The sequence below is a fragment of the Flavobacterium lotistagni genome (genome assembly GCF_011392125.1).
GTDB lineage: Bacteria > Bacteroidota > Bacteroidia > Flavobacteriales > Flavobacteriaceae > Flavobacterium > Flavobacterium lotistagni.
The window spans coordinates 302,756-325,118 of the sequence record NZ_JAAJBU010000002.1 but is presented as its reverse complement, the minus strand read 5'-3'; the positions used below and the strand labels follow the sequence as shown (position 1 = coordinate 325,118).

Below are 22,363 nucleotides of genomic sequence, written 5' to 3'. Positions count from 1 at the left end.
TTGAAAAAAATCCTTTTTCTTACCGGTACACGCGCTGATTTCGGAAAAATCAAATCGCTCATCCAGAAACTGGAAGCCTCAGATGGTTTTCAGGTTTACGTTTTCGTGACCGGAATGCATTTGCAAAAAGAATACGGATATACGTTACTAGAGATTGATCGTTGCGGATTTCAGCACATCCATACCTTTCACAACCACACACACGAAACCACCATGGATTTGACGCTAGCCAAAACCATCGAAGGACTTTCGGCTTACGTGAAAACCATTCATCCCGACATGATTGTGGTACACGGCGACCGCGTAGAGACTTTGGCCGGAGCTATTGTCGGTTCGCTCAATAACATACTCGTCGCGCACATTGAAGGCGGCGAACTTTCTGGAACCGTTGACGAGCTTATTCGACACAGCGTCAGCAAATTGAGTCACATCCACTTTGTGTCGAACGCAGATGCCAAAAAAAGATTACAACAAATGGGCGAAATGCAGTCGTCAATCTACACCATTGGCTCGCCCGATCTCGATATTATGTTCTCCGAAGATTTACCTGAACTGGAAAAGGTGAAAAGCTACTACGAAATTGGTTTTGACAACTATGCCGTGGCGATGTTCCACCCAGTAACCACCGAAGCCAAAGACATGCAGCACTACGCTCAAGAATTCGTTAGTGCGTTACTCAATGACAGTCATCAATATGTCGTTATTTTTCCGAACAACGATTTGGGAAGCCAATACATCATTGATGCTTATCAATCCTTACAAGACCATCCGCGCTTCAGAATTTTCCCGTCGTTGCGATTTGAATATTTCCTGACGCTGCTCAAACACAGCCAGTTCATCATTGGCAACAGCAGTGCGGGAATTCGCGAGGCACCTTATTACGGGATTCCAATTGTCAATATCGGAACGCGGCAGCAAAACCGGGCACTTCACGCTGATATCATCAATACCGATTACGACCGAACTAGTATCTTGAACGCTTTACAATCGATAGATTCACACCAAGTACAGCCGCATCAATCGGATTTTGGTAGTGGTAACAGCGCCGATTTATTTCTGGAATCGTTGCAGCAAACCTCGATTTGGAATATCAATCACCAAAAACAATTCAGGGATTTATAATGAAGAGCAACAAGGTTTTTATACTGCTTCCTGATGGTGTTGGCCTGCGCAATTACGCCTATACTGACTTTTATAAGAAAGGGCAGCAGCAAGGATTTGAAATGGTTTTTTGGAACAATACGCCTTTTGATTTATCAAAGTTGGGTTTCCCAGAAATCAAAATCAGCCAAGCCAAAAGCCATCCAATTACCGATGTGCTTAAAAAGGCGCGGGTTCAGATCGATTTGAACCTTAATATCCAGCGCGACCAAGATTCGGTATATGAGAGTTATCGATTTCCGTATGTTTATAAAGGAATCAACAATACCGTTAAAATGCTGATGGTGAAAGTGCTTTCGAAATGGTATTCTTCCGCTAGTGGTATCGAGAAAATTCGCTCGAAGATTAATAAACTCGAACGCAAAACGGCTTATTACCAGCATTGCCTAAACACTTTACAGCAGGAACGCCCGGCCATGGTTTTTTGCACCAACCAGCGCACGGTTTCAGCTATTGGAGCCATTCTAGCGGCCCAAGATTTAGGAATTCCGACAGCCACTTTTATTTTTTCGTGGGACAATCTTCCAAAAGCTACTTTGGTGTTAGAACCTGATTTTTATTTTGTTTGGAGCCAACACATGAAAAACGAATTGTTGCACTATTATCCTTATATCAAAGAAAATCAAGTCATAATCACCGGAACGCCGCAATTCGAAACGCATACGGATTTGGGTAAAATTGATTCGCGGGAAGCTTTTTTCACCCAGCACCAACTCGATTTGAATAAAAAGTACATTTGTTATTCCGGCGACGACGTCACGACTTCACCCAACGACCCGCAATACCTTCAAGATACTGCTGATGCGGTGAGAAAACTCAATCGTGAAGGGCATCAACTAGGCATTATTTTCCGAAGATGTCCGGTTGATTTTTCAGATCGTTACGATCAGGTATTGGCTGTTAACGCCGATTTAATCACTCCGATTGCTCCAAAATGGGAGAAGGTTGGCGGGCTTTGGAACGCTGTGCTGCCCACACCCGAAGATTTAGGTTTGCAAATGAATACCATCGCCCATACTGAAATGGTCATTAATTTAGGCTCGTCGATGGTGTTTGATTATATCTCTTTCAATAAACCTTGTGCCTATTTGAATTACGATGTCGATTCTGGCTTAAAAGCGGTTCCGGTCAGAAAAATATACGATTTCGTGCATTTCCGCTCCATGCCTTCCAAAGATTCCGTATTTTGGATCGATAGTCCGCAGGCGATTGCCGAGACCATTTCAAAAGGATTAACCGACAGCCAAACCGTGTTGAAAAATGCACAGTTGTGGTTTGAGAAAATTAATCAGCATCCGCCGCAGGAAGCATCGACGAGAATTTTGAAATCGATTCAACAGATTGTCAATCAGAGGTCAACCCATGAGTAAGAATATCGCCATCCTATCCACAGTAGTCAATTTCGATTTGTATCGGAAATCGGCCTTGCTTTTTCCTGACGTTCCAAAGTATGTCATCGATGGTCGCAACGGGATGCACAGCATCGACACAATTGTTTATATGTTTAAAAAGCTGCGAAACCACAATATCGATTGGTTGATTATGGCCGATGAAGATGTGTTGTTTATTGACCGCGATTTGGTTTTCGGACTCATCGATAAAATGGTGCAAGAACAAATAACAGTTTGTGGCGTTCGCGATGGTGGTGTAATTCCGCACAGGACACAAAACCCCTATGCCATCAATACTTTTTTTTCGATCTTGAATTTTAAAGAAGTACTTTCTATTTGGGATGCCAATGAAGTACTCAAGAATCAATACGTCAAGGATGGCGAGTTCAAAGACGATTTGAGTGAGTTGCCTTTTGATTACAATACCGAAAGTACTTTCGAACCTTACTACTGTTTTTATTTCTGGCTCAGAAGAAAAGGGAAGAAAATTTTATTTCTCGATGCCGAAGTACCTTTTAAAGACGATTCTATTGCCAACTTGGTCAAGGATTCGCAAGGTAAAGAACTGTTATATCATACATGGTACGCGCGCGCATACGGCAACAGCGAGAAGCATACCCAACGCATCGACCGTATTTTCGATCAAGTGAGTTTTGACCATGCCAAATGGACTGAACCTGTTGTTTTCAAAGATCCGACCTTTGCCCTGAGAAAACAAATTCGCAAGCAATCCGCTAGGGTTCTCAATAAAATTAAATCGTTAATGCGCTAATGGAACCGCACGAGCTGAAACACTTTATAGCCCAAGACATGTTGCGTTACGGTTTGCGGAAACCCTTGACGTTGAAAACCTTCATACGGTATTTTTACGTCGAAGTCATTCCCGGACTCAAATTCACGATGGTGCTGCGCTATTGTCAGTACTTCAGAAAAACCAACCGGTTCTTATTCTATATTTTCTATTTGTGGCTCAGAAGGCTTAGGGTGCGCTACGGTATTGATATTTCTTACCGAACCAAAATCGGCAAAGGGTTGTACATTGGTCATTTCGGCGGCATCGTCATCCACGGCGATACTGAAATCGGAGAATTTTGTAATCTCTCCCAAGGTATTACAATCGGTATTTCGAATCGGGGCAAAAATGTAGGAGTTCCCAAAATCGGCAACCGCGTGTTTATTGGCCCGGGCGCTGTTATTTTGGGCGGAATTAGTGTAGGAAATGATGCTTTAATCGGCACCAACGCAATTGTGACTTTCGACGTTCCAGACCAAGCTGTCGTGGCTTCACCCTTGGCGAGTATCGTTTCAGATAAAGGCTCGGAAGGCTATTTGGGCATCATCGAATAAATTATGAAAAACAGAATTCGCCTTTTTTTCTGGAAGTTGCTCGGGATGAATTACTACGATTATCTCAAAGGGCAACGCAAACAATATTTGAAGCCTTCTAAAAATATTTCCATCGGGGTAAAAACCTATCATAATGGTGCTTTTATCTGGCGTTGGCATGAAGAATCTTCGCTCGAAATAGGCGCTTATTGTTCTATTGCCAATGACGTGAATTTTATCCTCGATGACGGTTATCACCTGCTCAGTGAAGTGACCAGCTTTCCGCTTTTCAACCATATGCACAACAAGACATTAGGTGTTGGAAGCCAAACCATGAACGAATTCAAGCAAACGATTCGTCCTAAAAAAGCGCACATCAAAATAGGAAACGACGTCTGGATTGGAATGAATGCGGTTGTTCTTCCGGAAACCTCCATTGGCAATGGCGTTACGGTCATGGCCGGTGCTGTGGTTTCAGGCCAAATTCCGGATTACGCTGTGGTTGGAGGTGTTCCAGCAAAAATCATTAGAATGAAGCACGCTCCACAGGAAATTGAAAAACTCAATCAAATTGCATGGTGGGATTGGAACCCTGAGAAAGTAGAGCAAAACTTAGCTGATTTTTATTTGCCGGTGAACGATTTTATTCAGAAATGGCAATGAATATAGCGTTTTTAACACCTGAATATCCGCACAAAAAAGTAGCACATGCCGCTGGAATTGGAACCAGTATTCAGCTCATGGCCGAGGAATTGGCGCGCCAAGGGCATCGTGTATCGGTCTTCATATACGGTCAGCAATACGACGAAGTTTTGTTGGAGAATGGTGTTAAAATCCATCTAATTAAACAAAAGCCGTTTCGGTTTTTTTCATGGTACCGTTATCGGAAGCATTTGCAGTCTTATCTCAATCAATACATTACTGCCGACCAGATTAAAATAATTGAAGCACCCGACTGGACCGGAATTACCGCTTTCATGAAACTCAAAGCTCCAATTGTCTTGAGGCTCCACGGAACCGATGCGTATTTTTGCCAATTGGAAGGCAGAAAACAAAAGGTCAAAAATTTCATACTTGAGAAATTGGCTATTCAAGGCGCCGCGGCTTATGCTGCACCTACTACCTACGCCGGAGCAATCACCCGTGAAATCTTTGGAATCAAGAACAAGCCAATTCGCACTCTCCATAATGGATTGTTGCTAGGACAGTTCCATAATCCGACGCCGGAGCAATATACACCCGGTTTAATTTTATACATCGGAACCATTATTCGCAAGAAAGGCGTTTTCGAACTTCCGGGTATTTTGGAGAAAGTAGTTGCGCAATATCCGCAGGCGAAACTCGTAATGATTGGCCGAGATACCGCTGATATAAAAACAAACTCGAACTCCACTTGGAACCTATTGGAAAAAGGGTTAAGTCGCGCTGTTAAAGATAAAATCGAGTATTTAGGGCAGGTGCCATATCAGGAAATTCAGCAGCACATCAAGAATGCCAATGTCTGTGTTTTTCCTACTTTTGCCGAAACTTTGGGCATGGTCACCATTGAATCTATGGCCATGCAGAAAGCCGTAGTGAACAGCGATATGGGTTGGTCTAAAGAGTTGATTGAAGACCGCGTGAATGGATTTCTGGTGCATCCGCAAAACCATGATTTATATGCCGAGAGAATTTTAGAGTTACTTCGACAGCCCGATTTGTGCCATACCATAGGAAAAGCGGCGCGCCTGAAAGTAGAACAGCAGTTTGATATCGAACAAAAAGTGAAGGAAAACGTTTCCTTTTATCAAGAGATTATAGAAAAGAAATAATGATTTTACAGGAACATAAAACGGCCTCGGGAGAAATTATCCTTTACAACGGCCGTCCTGATTTAGAACAACTCGATGCTTTGGCAAAGGGCTATGGAGACATTTGGCACAGTTCGTTTGAACAAGGTTATAAAAACGCTTTTATGGATTTACAGCACCAGAGTTCGGTGTTGTTTTGGTATATCAACGATTTTGACAACCTCGATCAATGTGTGAGTTGGCGCATCAACCCGAATCATTTTGCTATCCGGAAACACGTTTGGGAAACCCTGGGCGGTTTTGACTCAGATTACGAGAGTATCCAAATGCAAGCCCTTGATTTTGGCTATGTGGCGTTGCGGGTTCAAGGCGCTGTACCACTTTATGTGAAAGGACTTTTTCAAAGCCAACAGCAAGAGCAAATCCGGATTTCGGCTCGTGACCGCTATGTTTTTTACATTAAAAACTTCAAGATTGACCATGCCCTGTTCATGTTGTATCGCAAAGGATTATACAAAATCAGTGAATGGCGTGCCTTTCTCTACGCCAAAAATAATTTCAAACAAATTGGCAATCGACCGATTTTGGCCCCTCGAAAATTGAATCCGCTTGAAGGCCGACCCACGGTGAGTTATATTATCCCGACGATGTTGCGCCAAGATTTCACTTTACGCTTGTTAGACGATTTATCGCTACAAACTTATCCGCCGACTCAAGTTGTCGTAGTGGATGCGACACCGCAAGACAAGCGGGATGAATCCTTATACGATCCGAAGAATTTCGATTTCGAACTTAAGGTGATTTGGCAACAATCTAAGGGCAGTTGTCGCGCCAGAAATGAAGGCATCGAACTATGCACCGGTGAGTATATTGTTTTCGGCGATGATGACATTCGCATACCGGCTGATTTTATTGAGAACCATCTTCGATTTTTACAAACCTATCAAGCCGGTGGTTGCAACGGATTAGACATAATGGCTACGGCACCTACTCAAAATCTAGAGGATTTAAAACTACGATTAGTGTCATTGGGAGAATCTCGATGGTATGCCGGAAGTACGCAAATGTTTAGCAATGCCAACTCTTGCGTAAAGAAAAAATATGTCGACAGGCTTATCGGCAATGACATCAATTACGATGGCGGTTATGGCGAAGACGGCGATTTCGGATTGTCACTGATTAAATTGGGAATCCCGGTTTTGCACAACCCGTTTTCAACCAATTTACACTTGAAGCCACCCAGCGGCGGTTATCGTTTTTGGGGTGCTCAAGCCAAGATGATGGGCAAAAAGCGCAAAACCCAACCTTGGGAACTCGATACACCGGTCAAATGGATTCGACCCGTGCCCAGCCCGACCTTAATGTACCAATTTCACAAGCAATTTTTACCGGAGCAGCTTACAGAATTTCGGCATAAGTACTTTTTCCTATATTTATTCAAAGGTCCGAAAGCTTCTATTTTGCTCCGTTTGTTGAATATTCCTTACAGGCAGCTACAGTTCAATCGTTCGATTTTTTATGCCAAGAAGTTATTGGCTTTAGGAGTAAGAACCAAATAGGTCTATGAAATTCTCGCTGATTATTTGCACTTACATGCGGCCCAAACCATTGTCAGATTTGCTGGCCTCGGTACAGTTGCAGACCTGTTATCCGGATGAGATTTTGATTATTGATGGTTCCACAAACAATCAAACACAAGATTTTATTGCAGCAAATTCGTTTCGCAACCTTCATTATTTTATGGTCTCAGCAACTGATCGCGGCTTGACCAGACAACGGAATTTTGGCATCTCGAAAACAGCCCAAGATATTGAAGTAGTTTGTTTTTTAGATGATGATACGATTCTAGAACCGCAATACTTCGAGGAAATCTTGAAAACCTATGTGTTGTTTCCCGAGGCATTGGGTGTCGGCGGTTATATTTTTAATGAAGATGATTGGGAATTCGTAGGTCAGGACTATCTACCTGCTATTGATGAGTACTATTACGATGGCTGGAAAAAGAAAGACGGCAGCCGATTCGTTTTGCGCAAAAAACTGGGCCTAGATAGCGACACCCAACCTGGATTTTTACCTGAGTTTTCTCACGGTCGAAGTATTGGGTTTTTGCCTCCATCTGGAAAAACATATCCTGTAGAGCAGTTAATGGGCGGTGTTTCTTCATTCAAGAAAACGGTATTTCAGACGTTTCAATTTTCTACTTTTTTTGAGGGTTATGGTTTATATGAAGATGCCGATTTTACCCTGCGCCTGTCCAAAACCGGCAAGTTATACGTGAACACAGCCGCCCAATTGGGGCATTATCACGACAGTTCAGGCCGTCCGAATCAATTTAAATACGGGAAAATGGTCGTGCGCAATGGCTGGTATGTTTGGCGTGTTAAACATCCGAAGCCTTCGATTAAATCAAAATTCAAATGGCATGCGATTACTTTGCTTTTGGCATTTATCCGATTTAGTAATACTTTTACCACAACAAAACGCCAATCATCTTTTACCGAGTTTGCAGGTCGGATGAGCGCTTGGTTGGTTTTGTTTTTTTCTAAGCCTAAAATTAAATCATGACCCTTTGGCAATTCATACATTCCGATTACAAAAAGTACCGAAAATACGGTGGAAGTTTTATAGGAATTGTTTTTTTTACCCAAGGTTTTTGGGCTATTTTTCAGTACCGATGGGCACATTGGGTGTATCGAGAAATCAAAATTCAACCGTTTCGATTTATTTTAAAAGGCATGATGTTTCTTTGGCAAAAAGCCATTGAAATCAGTACAGGCATTTCAATTCCAGCCTCGGTGCAAATTGGTCATTCTTTTTACATCGGTCATTTTGGAGGTATCTTTCTTAACCAAGAGGTGATTATAGGTGATGATTGTAATCTCTCACAGAATGTAACTATTGGTGTTTCAGGTCAGGGGCAAAAACGGGGTGTTCCCGTCATTGGGAATCGCGTATATATTGCCGCGAACAGTATCGTAGCGGGAAAAATCCATGTTGGCGATGATGCTCTGATTGGCGCTTGTTCATTGGTAACTTCTGATGTTTCTTCAAACACAACGGTATTGGGTGTTCCGGCACAAGTCATTTCTCAAAACGGTTCCAAAACCTATATTTAATGAAAGTTGCCGTTATTTCATCTTCGCCATTTGTCAGACAATCAGGAACTTTCTATGCCTACAGTCCGTATGTGAAAGAACTTAAAGTTTGGGCCAAACATGCCGATGAAATGGCTTTTTGTTGCCCGATTTGGGAAGAAGATAAAGGCCTGCTTATTGCGCCCATTGATTTCCCATTTGTCATGTATCCGATAAAAGAGTTCAACATTAAAAATCCGTTGAATTTTATCAAAGCTTTTCTGTTTTCGTTTGGCAATTTGATGCAGTTGTTTAAAATTATGTTTTGGGCAGATCATATTCATTTACGTTGCCCAGGAAATGTTGGACTCATGGGTTGTTGGGTGCAAATTTTTTTCCCCAGCAAACTCAAAACTGCTAAATATGCGGGCAATTGGGATCCGAAATCCGATCAACCGCGCACTTACAAATGGCAACAGAAAATCTTAAGTAATACTTTTTTAACGCGCAATATCAAGGTACTAGTTTACGGCAATTGGCCTGGAAGCAGCGCTAATATTTATCCATTTTTTACTGCTACATATACCGAAGCCGATAAAATTTCGGTGCAACCCAGAAGTTTAGATGGCAATATTGAGATGATTTATGTGGGTACACTTTCAAAAGGCAAGCGCCCATTGTATGCTATTGAACTAGCCCAACAATTGAATGCTCAATACCCGAGATTTAAATTCTCGTTGTATGGGCATGGCAAAGAAAAAGAAAATTTGCAAGCATATATAGATGAACATCAATTGTCAGATTTTGTATCACTCAGGGGCAATTTCTCGCAACAAGAGATGAAAGCGGTGTATCAGTCAGCTCATTTTATGATTTTACCGTCACAGAGCGAAGGCTGGCCAAAAGTGGTAGCCGAAGCCATGTTTTGGGCTTGTGTTCCAATATCTACAAGGGTTTCGTGTGTTCCGGATATGCTAGGTCAAGGTACTAGAGGTGTACTGTTGGAGATGCACTTAGCAAAAGATTTTGAGCAAATCAGCCAAATGATTGAAGATCAAAATCGCTACCGAGAAACCGCATTGAAGGCCATGGATTGGTCTAGAAAGTATACCTTGGATTGGTTTGAGCAGGAAATTAAAAACTTGCTGCAATCATGAGAGTACTCCAACTAATTGATACTTTACAAGTGGGCGGTGCCGAACGCATGGCGGTAAATTTTGCCAATGCCTTGAGAGCACAAACCGGATTCGCTGCTTTGGTTACCTCGAGAAATTCAGGACCGTTGGAAAGCCAGCTCGTTAAGGATGTTCCGTTTGTTTGTTTGTATAAAAAGTATGCATTTGATCCGCTAGCCGCTTTCAAACTACGTCGTTTTTGCAAGCAGCATCAAATTGATTGGATTCATGCACACGGCACTTCTTATTTCACGGCTTTTCTGGTAAAGTTAATTTATCCCAAGCTTAAAATTGTTTGGCACGAACATGCTGGAGCAAGAAGTTCAGAGCAAACACTCAACAATATTTTTCTATGGATTTGCGTACGTTTTTTTCACGGAATCATTGTCGTGAATCAGGAACTCGAATCTTGGTGTAAAGCAGTGCTTCATTTTGAAAAAGTGATTTACTTGCCGAATTTCACCAGCGTCAATCCCAACGAACAACCTACGACCTATTTGCATGGAACGGCTTCAAAACGAATTGTGTATCTGGCCAATCTCAGACATCCAAAAAATCACGGTTTGCTCCTTGATGTGGCTTCAAAATTAAAAGAAACAGCTCCGGATTGGACTTTTCATTTTATCGGACAAGACAAAAACGATTCCTATTCTGAAACGTTAAAAGCGCAAATTCAACAGAAGAAATTGCAAGCATCCGTTTATATTTACGGCTTGAAAGAGGACATCGGACACATACTTAATCAGGCTTCTATTGCTGTAATCGCTTCGTCCTCAGAAGGATTGCCCGTAGCGTTGTTGGAGTACGCGTTGTATAAAAAGGCAGTGGTCTCGACCGATGTAGGTGAGATTCCAAAAATGATTATCCATGGTGCAAATGGTTATGTAGTAGCTTCGGGAGATAGTGACGCTTTTCTTCAAGCTATAAAACAACTGATAGTAAATGACAGTCTTATTGCAAAATTTGGTTTAGCTCTACATGAGAATTTGGCTGAAAATCATTCCCAAGACAGTGTGCTCCAAAAGTATACTTCTTGGTTAAATTGCTTATAGTATGCAGCTTTCTGAAAGAAAATATCTTTTTTTAGTAGTACTCCATCTGATTATTGGAGGGTTGCTTTATAACAATGCTTTGACTCCTAAAATTTATGGTTACAGTATTATTTTTGGTGGTATTTTCTATATCATCAATTCTAAAAACAGAAACCACCAAGTACTCTATGCCATTGCTTATATGGTCGGAAGTGAAATTATTCTGCGTATGACCGACGGGAATCCGGTGTATGAATTCTCGAAATATGGAGTCATGATTTTTGTATTGATTGGGGTTTATTTTACTGGAGTATCAAAGAATGCAGTTCCTTATTGGATTTTTCTACTGCTACTGATTCCAAGTGTCATTACCACCAGTACAGAGCTCAATTATGCCATCAGTCTTAGAAAGGAGATTTCTTTCAACGTTTCAGGACCAGTTTGTTTGGCATTGTGCTCCATTTATACCTATAGCAGAAAAATTACCTTGCACCAATTAAACAATGTTTTGCTTTGTATTGGCTTGCCTATATTGAGTTGTATTGTTTATCTGATTTTATATACACCCAATATTCGCGATGTGATTACCGGAACAGACTCCAACGGATTAACTTCCGGCGGTTTTGGCCCGAATCAAGTATCGACGATGTTGGGTTTGGGAATGTTCATTTTTGTCTCCCGGTTGATGTTGTTGTCGCCCTCAAAATATTTGTTCCTGATTAATTTATTTTTGACCATCGTGATTACTTATCGCGGCTTTATTACTTTTTCACGTGGCGGTATGATTACTGGTTTTGTGATGATTTTCGTCATGATTGTGGTCTCATTTTTCTTTGCGAGCAAAAACCAAAAACTTCGAATTGCCATCATGATTTCGCTCATTATTGCTGCTTTCTCTATTGCTTGGAGTTATTCTTCGGAGCAAACCAACGGGATGATTAATAAGCGCTATGCCAATCAAGATGCTGCCGGTAGGGAAAAAGAAGATAATCTTTCAGGAAGAGGCGAATTGGCTACCGATGAGTTTGAGACTTTCTTGAAATACCCCATTTTAGGGATTGGTGTCGGACGAAACATGGAGAAAAGATATGAGCAAACCGGCGAAATGGTCGTGTCGCACAACGAAATTACCCGAATGATTGCCGAACATGGCTCATTGGGAATTTTAGGACTAATGGTACTTTTTATGACACCATTGATTTTATACCTAGACAATAAATACAACATTTATTTGCTGTGCTTTCTGACTTTTTGGTTGCTCACTATCAATCATGCGGCGATGCGTTTGGCTGCACCTGCTTTTATGTATTCGCTCTCTCTTTTAAAAGTCATGCCTGATGAAGACTAAACTCTTGTATATAGGCAACAAGCTTTCCCAGCACGGGCTTACAGTGACTTCCATTGAAACCTTGGGCGCTTTGTTAGAGAAAGAGCAATACGAAGTCATTTATGCCTCTACTCAAAAAATTAAACTGCTGCGTTTGCTCGACATGCTCCTGACCACTTTTCGCGTTCGAAAGCAAGTTGATTTTGTTTTAATTGATACCTATAGCACCAAGAATTTCTGGTATGCTTTTTTTGTAAGTCAGCTTTGTAGGTTATTGAAAATGAAGTATATACCCAAACTTCATGGTGGTGATTTACCCAACAGGCTTAAGCGTTCACCCCAACTTTGCGATATGATTTTCAAGTATGCTTATATCAACATCGCACCTTCGTTTTACTTACTGGAAGCTTTCAATAGTAGAGGATATGCTTTTATTAATTACATTCCCAACACCATAGAACTTCAAAATTATCCCTTTAAAGTGCGTGAGAAAATCGCCCCTAAATTATTGTGGGTACGTTCCTTTACCTCGATATACAATCCGGAGATGGCGATTCGGGTTTTTGAAAAAATCAAGCAAAAGTATCCCGAAGCAGAACTTTGCATGGTTGGTCCGGATAAAGACGGAACGCTCGAAAAAATCAAGTCTTTGGCCAAGAGCATCGGGCTTCCGGTGGATTTTACAGGAAGATTATCCAAACAAGATTGGATCAAACGTTCTGAACAATACGATATATTTATCAACACTACCCATTTTGACAACACACCGGTCAGTGTCATTGAAGCCATGGCGTTAGGTTTGCCCATTGTATCTACCAATGTGGGCGGAATTACCTATTTGCTCGAAGACCATAAAACCGCGCTGCTAGTGAATGATAGCGATATTGAAGGTATGGTTCAGGCGATATACGAAATTATCGACAATCCAGAACTTAAGAATCATTTGGTAGCCAACGGACATCAGTTAGTGCAGGAATTCGATTGGATTAAAGTGCGTGAAAAATGGGAAGATGTGCTGAAAATAATGCACTGACATCTTTATTTTTTGATTAAATTGCACCGCTTTAATTCGATACATAGCATTGATGGATGTCAACAGGAAAATACATTTCGAGATTTCCGAACGCAAGATACTATTGCGTATTTTTGACGTGCTCAGCGTCTTGCTGGCTCTTTATGTAGTCGGCATTATATTCAACTTCAATTACTTCAATCTTTCAACAACCAATTATTATTGGGCCATTGTACTGGGTATTTACCTGAATGTCATCGGAACCGTTTTCGAGATGTACAGTTTGCAGGTAGCCAGTAACCAATATCAGGTGGTCAAGAGTATCGTCCTGACTTCTTCTTCTACGGTACTAATCTATTTACTTACCCCGATTTATACTCCGAATTTGCCCACCAACAGGATGCAGATTATCTTTTTCTACGTGGCCATTTTATTGTCGCTACTACTTTGGCGTTTGTTGTATGTAAATTATCTGGCTTCGAGCCGATTCGAGAAAAAAGTCATTCTAATTTGCGATAAAGATCAGGCCGAGGAATTGGTCAAAGGCTTGCAAAACGTCGACCCGCATTATAGAGTCATTGGCTATGTAAATTCAGACAGCAGTGCTGCAGAGGATCCGAAGAAGAAGAAAGACTTTGTTAAGAATATCGCGATTGACAAATTAGAAAGTTTTGTGGTGCGTAACTCTGTTTCCGAAGTGGTTATCGCGTCCCAAAAAACAGACGGAATTACCGTAAACCTATACAACCAATTGATTCATCTGCTTGAGAATGGGTTTATCATCCGAGAATACACTCAGGTTTATGAAAATATTACCCAGCGTATTCCGGTGCAGTATGTGGCCCGAGATTTTTATCGTTATTTTCCGTTCAGCCGAAGCAACCAAAACCAACTTTATTTGTTGGTTGTTCGAATTCTAGAAATAGTAGTTTCGTTAATTGGCCTCAGTTTCGGTATTTTACTCTTGCCAATCATTCTCATAGGAAATCTTTTGGGTAATCGTGGCAGCCTGTTTTATACACAAGAACGCATCGGCAAAAATGGTGTTCCTTTCAAGATTTTGAAATTGCGCACCATGATAAAAAATGCAGAATCCAACGGAGCAGTGTTTACCACATCAAATGATTCTCGCATTACCACTTTTGGAAAAATACTCAGAAAATCCAGAATCGATGAGATGCCACAGTTTCTGAACATTCTCAAAGGCGATATGGCAGTAATTGGCCCCAGACCCGAGCGGCAGGTTTTTGTAAATGAAATTGCAGAAGTGATGCCTTTCTATGAAACTCGTCATGTGATTAAACCCGGATTAACTGGCTGGGCACAAGTGAATTATTCTTACGGCGAAACCATCGAAGACAGCTTGATTAAATTGCAATATGACTTGTACTACATTAAGCACCGAAGCATCTTCCTCGATATCAATATTGTCCTAAAAACCTTTAGCACGGTTTTATTCTACCGAGGGCAATAATTACTCCAGCACTTTTCTTTTTCTGACCAAAATATAAAGCACCATCAGCACTAGTGTAAAAGTAGTTATGTAGGCAATATAATCTCCGCTGAACGTGTAAAAAGTCAGGTCTGAATTTAAATGGACTACACCTTTAAGCGCGGTTTTATCGCCGTATTTGGTTCTAGAAACAATCTCGCCTTTCTGATTAATGAATGCCGATATTCCGGTATTGGCGCTGCGGGCAATATCACGCCGGGTTTCAATAGCGCGCAACGAAGCGAAAGTCAGGTGTTGTTTGTGGCCTTGGGTTTCATTCCACCAAGCATCATTAGTAATGATGGCTAGAAATTGCGCACCGTTCTTAACAAAGCCTGTCACATATTCGCCATATACCGATTCGTAACAAATGATCGGAGCTACCTTAGTTCCATCTTTAGCGATGAAAGGCAGCCGCAGTTTTTGTGTGGTTTTGGTTGAGATTGTTCCGCCTAAATCGAGCATGACATTTCCTAAAAGCGGTTCGAGAAAACTTTTATAAGGAAGATTTTCAATGCCTACCACCAACTTTGATTTATAATATTTCTGAAAACCAGGCTGGCTATCAATAAACAAAGCGGCGTTGTAAAAATCCACCCACATGCCTTGGCGAAAAACGTTTGACGATACGGTAACATCTTTCGGATCGTATAAAAAATGATAAGTATCGATGCCCCAAAGTAATTGTGCTTTCGGATGCTGCGAAATATAATTGGTCATTAAGGCGCGGCTGGGCGAGTTATAAAAAACATCAAACGGTGCACTTTCTGCCAACACGGTTTCCGGCGCGATGATGAATTCGGTTTTTGGGGAAATCAAAGAATCGGCTTGTGCGAGCAAACCTTTGGTTATAATAAAGTTTGGCGTATCGTATTTTTCAGTGTAAGGATCGACGTTGGGCTGCAAAACAATCACTTCTTTCGTCTCTCCTTTGATTTGATAGATGTGGTAAATCCAGAGTGAAAAAACTATCGGAACGGCAATCATCAAAACCGTTCTTGGCAGTACTTTTTTCAAACCTTCGCGCCAGTTTTCGGCGGTCGATAACATATAGAAAGTAACGACATTGACCAGCAAAACCCAAAGTGAGCCACCAAAACTTCCAGTATACTCATACCATTGGATCCATTTCGGATGGTTGGCAAATACGTGACCGAGATTGAGCCACGGCCAAGACAAATCCCAATAAAGATGAAACTTCTCAAAGCTAATCCACAAGCAAACCAAAAACAACAAACTCCATTTGGTTGCAATTCTCTTAGCCACTACATGGTACAATAGAAACAGAATGCTCATCAACAGCGCATTGACAAGCACGGCAAAAAACATCCCGAAACCTGAGGCATAATACAACCACCAAGTCGTGATGGCATTCCAAGTTACAAAAGTCAAATAGGCAGTTATCCAGACTTTTAATTTGACCTTATAGTACGATTCGCGCAGAAATTTTTCAGCAAACAAAAGCGGAACAAACGCAAAGAAAATCAAGGACGGCACACCATATACCGGCCAGCTTGCCGCCAATGAAAGCCCCGAAATTAAGGCCAGCACATAAGGATTGGATAAGCCGTTTTTCATTTTATTTGAAAATGCTTAAATCCACTTTTAACGAGAAAATATTCGAATACAAAGCCGCACTTTGGTTGCCCAAGTCGGTCAGCGCATAATCTACTTCGATGCCTTTGTATTTAAATCCCAGCCCGACATTAGGTTGAAAACTAAGCTTTTTAGTATTGTCGAGTTGGGTAATATTTTGGAAATTTCCGAAACCAGTGCGCAGAAACACCAAATCGGTATAACCAAATTCAAAACCCACAGCAGGTGCAACGCTCACTATATCCGAAGCGATAATGTCGTTGGTTCTGTAGAATTCCATGTTTAGGTTTACTGCGGGCAAAAAAGTATAATCGTGGTCGTATTCAAACTTTCTGGAAACCCCGAATTGGGCTTTAGGTAAAGTAATTTCAGTGCTTTCTGGCAAATCTTGGTTTTGACCTTCGACAGCATTTTGCACTTTAGCATATTCGTCTTCGTCGATGTTCCAAATGTTGTAAGTCGTCGTGATATCGCGCAGCATCAAGCCAATATCCCAGTTGTTTTTCTCGAATTTGAAACCCACATCTACCCCAAAGCCCCAAGAATTGGCAAACTTTCCAATCACGCGGCGAATCACTTTGGCATTTACACCGTATTGCAAACCATCCAAAGGCAGTTTTCGGGCATAGGAAAATGTAAAGCCGTAATCTGCCGTTGAAAATTTACTGATGCGATTGTAATCGATATTGCCCTGATCATCAATAAGTTCTGTGGTGTTCAAAATGTCATCGACCCCAAAACGAATCAGTGAGATGCCCCAAGCACTGCGGTCGTCAATGGGTTTGGCATATGCGGCGTAATCATACTGAGCGATGTTGGCAAAATAACTCGCATGCATCAGTGCCACTTGCCCGTCTTGTTCCATGTTGAGCAAGCCCGCAGGATTCCAATAGCCGGAATTCACATCGTGCGTAGAAGCCGTCACTGCATTGGCCATTCCGAGCGCGGCAGCATCAACCCCGATGTTCATGAACTCATTCGAGTATTTTCGAGTGGTTTGTGCCGAAAGTGCCCAGCCCACGAGCAAAAAAAATAGCAAACTTTTTCTTTTCAAAGCAATTTTGTTTTCAAACCGAGGTTTGTTCGTTGTCAAAAATATAGAATTTTATTGAGCTGACCCGAGCGTTTTTAAAAATAGGAAAGCCCATGAGAAATCTCTGCTAAAAAACGCACTTCTCTTGAAGTTATTGTACTAAATTTGCGATTCAAAATAACTTAAAATGCAGATTCAGAAGCACGTGCCCAATACGATTACTTTGTTGAACCTTTTATGCGGTTGCATTGCGCTGGTTTTTGTTTCAAAAGCCGATTTCATGAGCGGTTTTGCGTTTGTTTGTTTGGGGATTTTTCTCGATTTTTTCGACGGTTTTTTTGCACGTTTGTTCAAAGTATCGAGCCCCTTAGGTTTGCAGTTAGATTCGTTAGCTGATATGGTCACCAGCGGTGTGGTTCCAGGTTATGTGATGTATTTGATGCTCGACAGATTGACCGATAATCCGTATTTGCCTTTTGTGGGTTTTGCCATTACTTTGGGTGCTTGCTATCGGTTGGCCAATTTTAATATCGATACCCGTCAGAGCGACTCTTTCATCGGTTTACCTACACCGGCCAATGCGCTTTTTTTCCTGAGTTTGCCTTTGGTTCCTGAGTTTGAATTGTTGCAGAGTATTCCTTTTTTGGTTGTTTTATCCTTGCTGAGTGCTTTTGTTATGAATGCTGAAATTCCGCTATTTTCTCTCAAAATCAAGAAATTCAACTTCAAAGATAACCTGCTGCAGATTGTGTTTTTAACTTTGTCTTTATTGCTTTTGGTGGTTTTTCGGTTTCTTGGAATTTCACTGATTATTGTGATGTATGTGCTTCTTTCAGTCATTAACAATACCGTTTTGAAATCTAAATCCTAAATGAAATCGCGCCGCCGGTCTAGGAAAAAAAAGACGGTTTCGAATCCGCTGACCCAATTCTTTGTTGCTACTTTATGCGTGGCTTTGCTTCTGGCTATAGGCTATCATTATCGAAATGGATTGGCTTATTATTTCAGTTTCAAAACCGATAAAGTCCTTAAAAATAAAGAAACCAAACAGCTTTCCGGCGTTAGAAATTTCAATGTGTTAAGTGTTTACCAAGATAAAGCTGTCGGAATCGATGTGTCAGAATACCAAGGCGAAATCGATTGGAAACAAGTGCGTTTTGTAGAGAATAATTTTCCGATTCATTTTACTTTTATTCGCGCTACAGTTGGCAAAGACAAAGTAGATCATCAGTTCGAAACCAATTGGAAAGCAGCCAATGAAAACTTAATTCGAGGCGCTTATCACTATTATCGGCCGAACGAAAATTCGCTGAAGCAAGCAGAGCTTTTCATTCGAAATGTAAAGCTCAAACCCGGCGATCTGCCGCCAGTGCTTGATATTGAAGTAGTTCCCAGAGAACAATCCATGGATCGATTAAAAGTCGGGCTCAAACGGTGGCTGCAGAAAGTGACTTTACATTATAAAACCAAACCCATCATTTATACCAACGAGAAATTCTATGAAGCTTTTCTAAAAGAGGAATTTGGTGAGTATCCATTTTGGATAGCCAATTATAATTTCTTTGTTGAAGAAATGCAGGACGATTGGTTATTATGGCAATTCACTGAAAAGGGAACAGTTTCGGGCATTGATGGCAATGTCGATGTGAATCTATTCAATGGAACGCCTGAAATGCTACAACATTTAGCCGCTAGCAGAAACTGATTAGAGGCTTGATACGCCGAAGTAAATCGCTAAAATAGCAGATGCCAATACAATCACCAACAGCAACACTGAAGGCAGGTAAGCAAAATTGGTCGTCCAGCCCATCCATTTATTGCGTTTTGGAACCAATACCCGCCGGTCTTTAGGATTATAGTAAAACATCGACCATTTCCAGTTATTGGGATCCTGATGCCATTTTTCAAGCGTTTCTTGATTTGGATTTCCCATAGCAAAAAATTAAAAAGTCAGTTTCTTTTTGCGTAATTCGAAGTTTTGCCCGAGGTAAACGCGGCGCACCATTTCGTCTTCAACCAGTTCTTCAGGAATTCCTGCTTTTAAGATTCCGCCTTCAAACATGAGGTAAGTTTTATCAGTAATAGCGAGGGTTTCCTGAACGTTGTGGTCGGTAATCAGGATACCGATGTTTTTGTCTTTAAGTTGGGCCACGATGCGCTGAATGTCTTCAACAGCCACCGGATCAACGCCTGCAAAAGGTTCGTCAAGCAGAATAAATTTTGGGTCAGTAGCCAAACAGCGCGCAATTTCAGTACGACGGCGTTCACCTCCGGAGAGCAAATCGCCGCGATTGGTGCGAATGTGCTGCAATCCGAATTCGTCAATAAGCGATTCCATTTTGGCTTCTTGTTCGGCTTTGGAAAGTTGAGTGAGTTGCAACACACTTAGTATATTGTCTTCGATGCTGAGTTTTCGGAAAACCGATGCTTCCTGCGCCAGATAGCCAATGCCATATTGCGCACGCTTGTACATCGGGAAATGCGTGATGTCGATATCATCCAAGTGAATATTACCTGCGTTGGGTTTCACAAGTCCAACAATCATATAAAATGAAGTGGTTTTTCCGGCACCATTAGGGCCAAGTAAACCGACAATCTCGCCTTGGTTCACTTCCACGGAAATCCCTTTAACCACGCTACGGCCTTTGTATGTCTTGACTAAATTATCTGCTCTTAATATCATTTTGGAGTGCCTGAGTTTTGGAGTTCCTGAGTGCCTTAGTTTGTGAGGTGCAAATTAAACAATATTCACTACAATCAACTTTGCGTTTAACCAATATTTAATTGTTATTGTTTTTCGACTTCTTCCCAGAATTCGTATGCTCTTCTAAGATGAGGAATAACAATCGTTCCGCCGACTAGCGTGGCAATGCTCATGGCTTCCATCATTTCAGTTTTGGTTACACCTTCTTTGTAGGCCGTTTCCAAGTGGTATTTGATGCAATCGTCACAGCGCAAAACCGTCGAGGCGACCAGACCTAGAAGCTCTTTTGTCTTCACATCAAGCGCGCCAGCAGCATAAGCGTTCGTGTCGAGGTTGAATATGCGTTTGATGACTTTGTTGTCATCGGCGAGGAGTTTTTCGTTCATCTTCGCCCTGTAATCATTGAATTCTTGTACTAAATCAGCCATTTTCTTGGAGTCGTTTTTTATGTACCAGCACCGATAGGAAAATGCTGACTTCATAGATTAATAACATCGGAATCGCCACAATCAGTTGGCTTACCACATCGGGCGGCGTCACTATTGCAGCAATAATCAAAATCAAAACCACCGCGTATTTCCAATATTTTCTCAAGAATTGCGGCGTTACTATACCGAGTTTGGTCAGGAAATAAATGATGATAGGCAATTCAAAAAATAATCCGCCAGCCAAAATACTGGTTTTGAACATGCCGATATAAGAATCAAGGGTGAATTGGTTTTTCACCACGCTACTCACCGAGAAAGTCGCCACAAAATTGACCGACATCGGAATCACGACAAAATAGCCAAATAACACCCCGATAAAAAACAATAGCGATGAAAAAAAGATGAATACCCGCGCGCCTTTGCGTTCCTTTTCATACAAAGCCGGACTAATGAAATTCCAGACTTGCCATAAAATAAATGGGAAACTTAGCACGAAACCTGAAAGCAAACACATCCAGACAAACATATTCACTTGGCCTTCCATTTCGGTATTTTGGATGATGAAGGGCAACTCAGTGATACAAATACTTTCCGCAAAACCCAAACTATGAGAGAGTTCACACAAATATTGGTAGGTAAAAAAACTGGCTCTGGTCGGGCCGAAAATAATTACATCAAAAAGATAATCACTGACAAAATAGGTCAAGAACGCCATAACAATAATGGCAATGGTACTTCGCACGAGCAACCATCGCAATTCTTCGAGATGGTCTAGAAATGACATTTCTTTGAGGTCTTTTTTTGCCATTACACAATACCTTCTTTTAAAATATCATGCAAATGTAAAATTCCTTGGTATTGGCCGTTGTCGGCAACAACAACTTGTGTTATGGAATTGTCTTCAAGCAAATTTAGCGCATCGGAAACCAAAGCATCTGAAGTGATCATCTTTGGATTTTTAGTCATGATATCACTAGCAATAACACCGGTGAGTGAATCTCTTTCGGCCAGCATTCTTCGGATATCGCCATCGGTAATAATGCCTACGATTTGATTGTTATCGATTACCGCAGTTACTCCGAGACGTTTTTCAGAGATTTCAAAAATAGCTTTTTTAATGGCTGTATCTGGCGAAACAATGGGTTTGTGCGTTCGGTCGAGCATGTCTTTGACGCGCAAGAGCAGTTTTTTTCCAAGTGCTCCTCCGGGATGATATTTTGCGAAATCCTCAGCTTTGAAATCGCGAAGTTCCATCAGGCAAACTGCAAGCGCATCGCCTATTACGAGTTGCGCAGTAGTAGAATTGGTAGGAGCGAGGTTGTTCGGGCAAGCTTCAGCGTCAACGGTAGTATTGAGTACTAAATCAGAAGATTTGGCTAAAAAAGAGGTCATGTTGCCGGTGATGGCTATCAATGTCTGACCATAACTTTTCAGGTAAGGAACCAAAACTTTAATTTCAGGGCTGTTGCCACTTTTGGAAATACAAATGACTACATCGTCGGGTTGGATCATACCCAAATCGCCGTGAATGGCTTCTGAGGCATGAAGGAAAAGTGACGGCGTTCCGGTAGAATTCATTGTTGCAACAATTTTCTGTGCAATGATGGCGCTTTTGCCAATTCCCGTAACCACAAGTCTTCCGTTTGATTTGAAAATGGTTTCTACTGCTTCGGCAAATTGTCTATCAAGAAAATCGGCTAGCTTTTTTATCGATTCGCTTTCCGAGAGAATGGCCTTTCTTGCCGCTGCTAAGATATTTTCTGAATTAATCAAAACTGTATTTATAAAATTTGTGTGTGTAAAAGAAAGTAGTATCTTTAGGT

At 41.4% G+C, this 22,363-nt stretch carries 23 protein-coding genes; 16 read left to right on the top strand and 7 right to left on the bottom strand.

The window, feature by feature from the left end; genetic code table 11:
• From neuC to G4D82_RS04120, 14 genes are read left to right on the top strand one after another with little or no spacing between them, the layout of a single operon-like run.
• Entirely contained in the window at nt 1–1,122 is a 1,122-nt protein-coding gene (gene neuC, locus G4D82_RS04185; protein WP_166334833.1) for a UDP-N-acetylglucosamine 2-epimerase, read from the top strand.
• Complete coding sequence (locus G4D82_RS04180) at nt 1,122–2,531, top strand: UDP-glycosyltransferase (protein ID WP_166334830.1); 1,410 nt, start codon at nt 1,122–1,124, stop codon at nt 2,529–2,531. The genes neuC and G4D82_RS04180 overlap by 1 nt, the downstream gene beginning before the upstream one ends.
• The gene (locus tag G4D82_RS04175; protein ID WP_166334828.1) at nt 2,524–3,324 is read left to right on the top strand and encodes a hypothetical protein; all 801 of its coding nucleotides are present in this window, start codon (nt 2,524–2,526) and stop codon (nt 3,322–3,324) included. The genes G4D82_RS04180 and G4D82_RS04175 overlap by 8 nt, the downstream gene beginning before the upstream one ends.
• Nucleotides 3,324–3,899 carry a serine O-acetyltransferase gene (locus tag G4D82_RS04170; protein ID WP_166334826.1) on the top strand — a complete coding sequence of 192 codons (576 nt, stop codon included), beginning with the start codon at nt 3,324–3,326 and terminating at the stop codon, nt 3,897–3,899. The genes G4D82_RS04175 and G4D82_RS04170 overlap by 1 nt, the downstream gene beginning before the upstream one ends.
• A gap of 3 nt (nt 3,900–3,902) precedes the next feature.
• Nucleotides 3,903–4,541, top strand: coding sequence for a CatB-related O-acetyltransferase (locus G4D82_RS04165; protein ID WP_166334824.1), 639 nt, complete (start codon nt 3,903–3,905; stop codon nt 4,539–4,541).
• Nucleotides 4,532–5,689 (top strand): glycosyltransferase family 4 protein, encoded by a 1,158-nt coding sequence (locus G4D82_RS04160; protein ID WP_317167553.1) that lies wholly within the window; start codon nt 4,532–4,534, stop codon nt 5,687–5,689. The genes G4D82_RS04165 and G4D82_RS04160 overlap by 10 nt, the downstream gene beginning before the upstream one ends.
• On the top strand, nt 5,689–7,227 hold the full coding sequence (locus tag G4D82_RS04155) for a glycosyltransferase family 2 protein (protein ID WP_166334822.1): 1,539 nt from the start codon (nt 5,689–5,691) through the stop codon (nt 7,225–7,227). The genes G4D82_RS04160 and G4D82_RS04155 overlap by 1 nt, the downstream gene beginning before the upstream one ends.
• 4 nt (nt 7,228–7,231) lie before the next feature.
• Nucleotides 7,232–8,233 (top strand): glycosyltransferase family 2 protein, encoded by a 1,002-nt coding sequence (locus tag G4D82_RS04150; RefSeq protein ID WP_166334820.1) that lies wholly within the window; start codon nt 7,232–7,234, stop codon nt 8,231–8,233.
• Nucleotides 8,230–8,784: a serine O-acetyltransferase gene (locus G4D82_RS04145; RefSeq protein WP_166334817.1), complete on the top strand. Its 555-nt coding sequence runs from the start codon at nt 8,230–8,232 to the stop codon at nt 8,782–8,784. The genes G4D82_RS04150 and G4D82_RS04145 overlap by 4 nt, the downstream gene beginning before the upstream one ends.
• Entirely contained in the window at nt 8,784–9,899 is a 1,116-nt protein-coding gene (locus G4D82_RS04140) for a glycosyltransferase family 4 protein (RefSeq protein ID WP_166334815.1), read from the top strand. Before G4D82_RS04145 ends, G4D82_RS04140 begins: the two co-directional genes overlap by 1 nt.
• Nucleotides 9,896–10,969 (top strand): glycosyltransferase, encoded by a 1,074-nt coding sequence (locus tag G4D82_RS04135; protein ID WP_166334813.1) that lies wholly within the window; start codon nt 9,896–9,898, stop codon nt 10,967–10,969. The genes G4D82_RS04140 and G4D82_RS04135 overlap by 4 nt, the downstream gene beginning before the upstream one ends.
• Nucleotide 10,970: 1 nt before the next feature.
• Nucleotides 10,971–12,296, top strand: coding sequence for an O-antigen ligase family protein (locus G4D82_RS04130; protein WP_166334810.1), 1,326 nt, complete (start codon nt 10,971–10,973; stop codon nt 12,294–12,296).
• The gene (locus G4D82_RS04125; RefSeq protein WP_166334808.1) at nt 12,286–13,308 is read left to right on the top strand and encodes a glycosyltransferase family 4 protein; all 1,023 of its coding nucleotides are present in this window, start codon (nt 12,286–12,288) and stop codon (nt 13,306–13,308) included. The genes G4D82_RS04130 and G4D82_RS04125 overlap by 11 nt, the downstream gene beginning before the upstream one ends.
• A 52-nt stretch (nt 13,309–13,360) precedes the next feature.
• Complete coding sequence (locus tag G4D82_RS04120) at nt 13,361–14,761, top strand: exopolysaccharide biosynthesis polyprenyl glycosylphosphotransferase (RefSeq protein WP_166334805.1); 1,401 nt, start codon at nt 13,361–13,363, stop codon at nt 14,759–14,761.
• Here G4D82_RS04120 and lnt read toward each other — a convergent pair whose 3' ends face one another.
• Together lnt and G4D82_RS04110 are read right to left on the bottom strand one after the other, a co-directional pair.
• On the bottom strand, nt 14,762–16,357 hold the full coding sequence (gene lnt, locus G4D82_RS04115; RefSeq protein WP_166334803.1) for an apolipoprotein N-acyltransferase: 1,596 nt from the start codon (nt 16,355–16,357) through the stop codon (nt 14,762–14,764).
• A 1-nt stretch (nt 16,358) separates the two neighbouring features.
• Nucleotides 16,359–17,429, bottom strand: a complete 1,071-nt coding sequence (locus G4D82_RS04110; protein WP_449404283.1) for a putative type IX sorting system protein PorV2 — start codon at nt 17,427–17,429, stop codon at nt 16,359–16,361.
• Between the two features lie 166 nt (nt 17,430–17,595).
• Here G4D82_RS04110 and G4D82_RS04105 point away from each other — a divergent pair, with 166 nt between their 5' ends.
• Together G4D82_RS04105 and G4D82_RS04100 are read left to right on the top strand one after the other, a co-directional pair.
• Nucleotides 17,596–18,279 (top strand): CDP-alcohol phosphatidyltransferase family protein, encoded by a 684-nt coding sequence (locus G4D82_RS04105; RefSeq protein WP_166334801.1) that lies wholly within the window; start codon nt 17,596–17,598, stop codon nt 18,277–18,279.
• Entirely contained in the window at nt 18,280–19,113 is an 834-nt protein-coding gene (locus G4D82_RS04100) for a glycoside hydrolase family 25 protein (RefSeq protein ID WP_166334799.1), read from the top strand.
• Here the strand turns inward: G4D82_RS04100 and G4D82_RS04095 are convergent, their stop codons facing one another.
• From G4D82_RS04095 to G4D82_RS04075, 5 genes are all read right to left on the bottom strand, one after another.
• Nucleotides 19,114–19,341 (bottom strand): DUF5808 domain-containing protein, encoded by a 228-nt coding sequence (locus tag G4D82_RS04095; protein WP_166334797.1) that lies wholly within the window; start codon nt 19,339–19,341, stop codon nt 19,114–19,116.
• Nucleotides 19,342–19,350: 9 nt separating this feature from the next.
• Nucleotides 19,351–20,091, bottom strand: a complete 741-nt coding sequence (lptB, locus tag G4D82_RS04090; protein ID WP_166334795.1) for an LPS export ABC transporter ATP-binding protein — start codon at nt 20,089–20,091, stop codon at nt 19,351–19,353.
• A 104-nt stretch (nt 20,092–20,195) separates the two neighbouring features.
• Nucleotides 20,196–20,540 (bottom strand): carboxymuconolactone decarboxylase family protein, encoded by a 345-nt coding sequence (locus tag G4D82_RS04085; RefSeq protein ID WP_166334793.1) that lies wholly within the window; start codon nt 20,538–20,540, stop codon nt 20,196–20,198.
• A complete protein-coding gene (gene tatC / locus G4D82_RS04080) occupies nt 20,533–21,348 on the bottom strand; it encodes a twin-arginine translocase subunit TatC (RefSeq protein WP_166334791.1) in 816 nt (271 codons plus the stop codon). Before tatC ends, G4D82_RS04085 begins: the two co-directional genes overlap by 8 nt.
• On the bottom strand, nt 21,348–22,313 hold the full coding sequence (locus G4D82_RS04075) for a KpsF/GutQ family sugar-phosphate isomerase (RefSeq protein ID WP_166334789.1): 966 nt from the start codon (nt 22,311–22,313) through the stop codon (nt 21,348–21,350). The genes tatC and G4D82_RS04075 overlap by 1 nt, the downstream gene beginning before the upstream one ends.
• Nucleotides 22,314–22,363 lie beyond the last annotated feature (50 nt).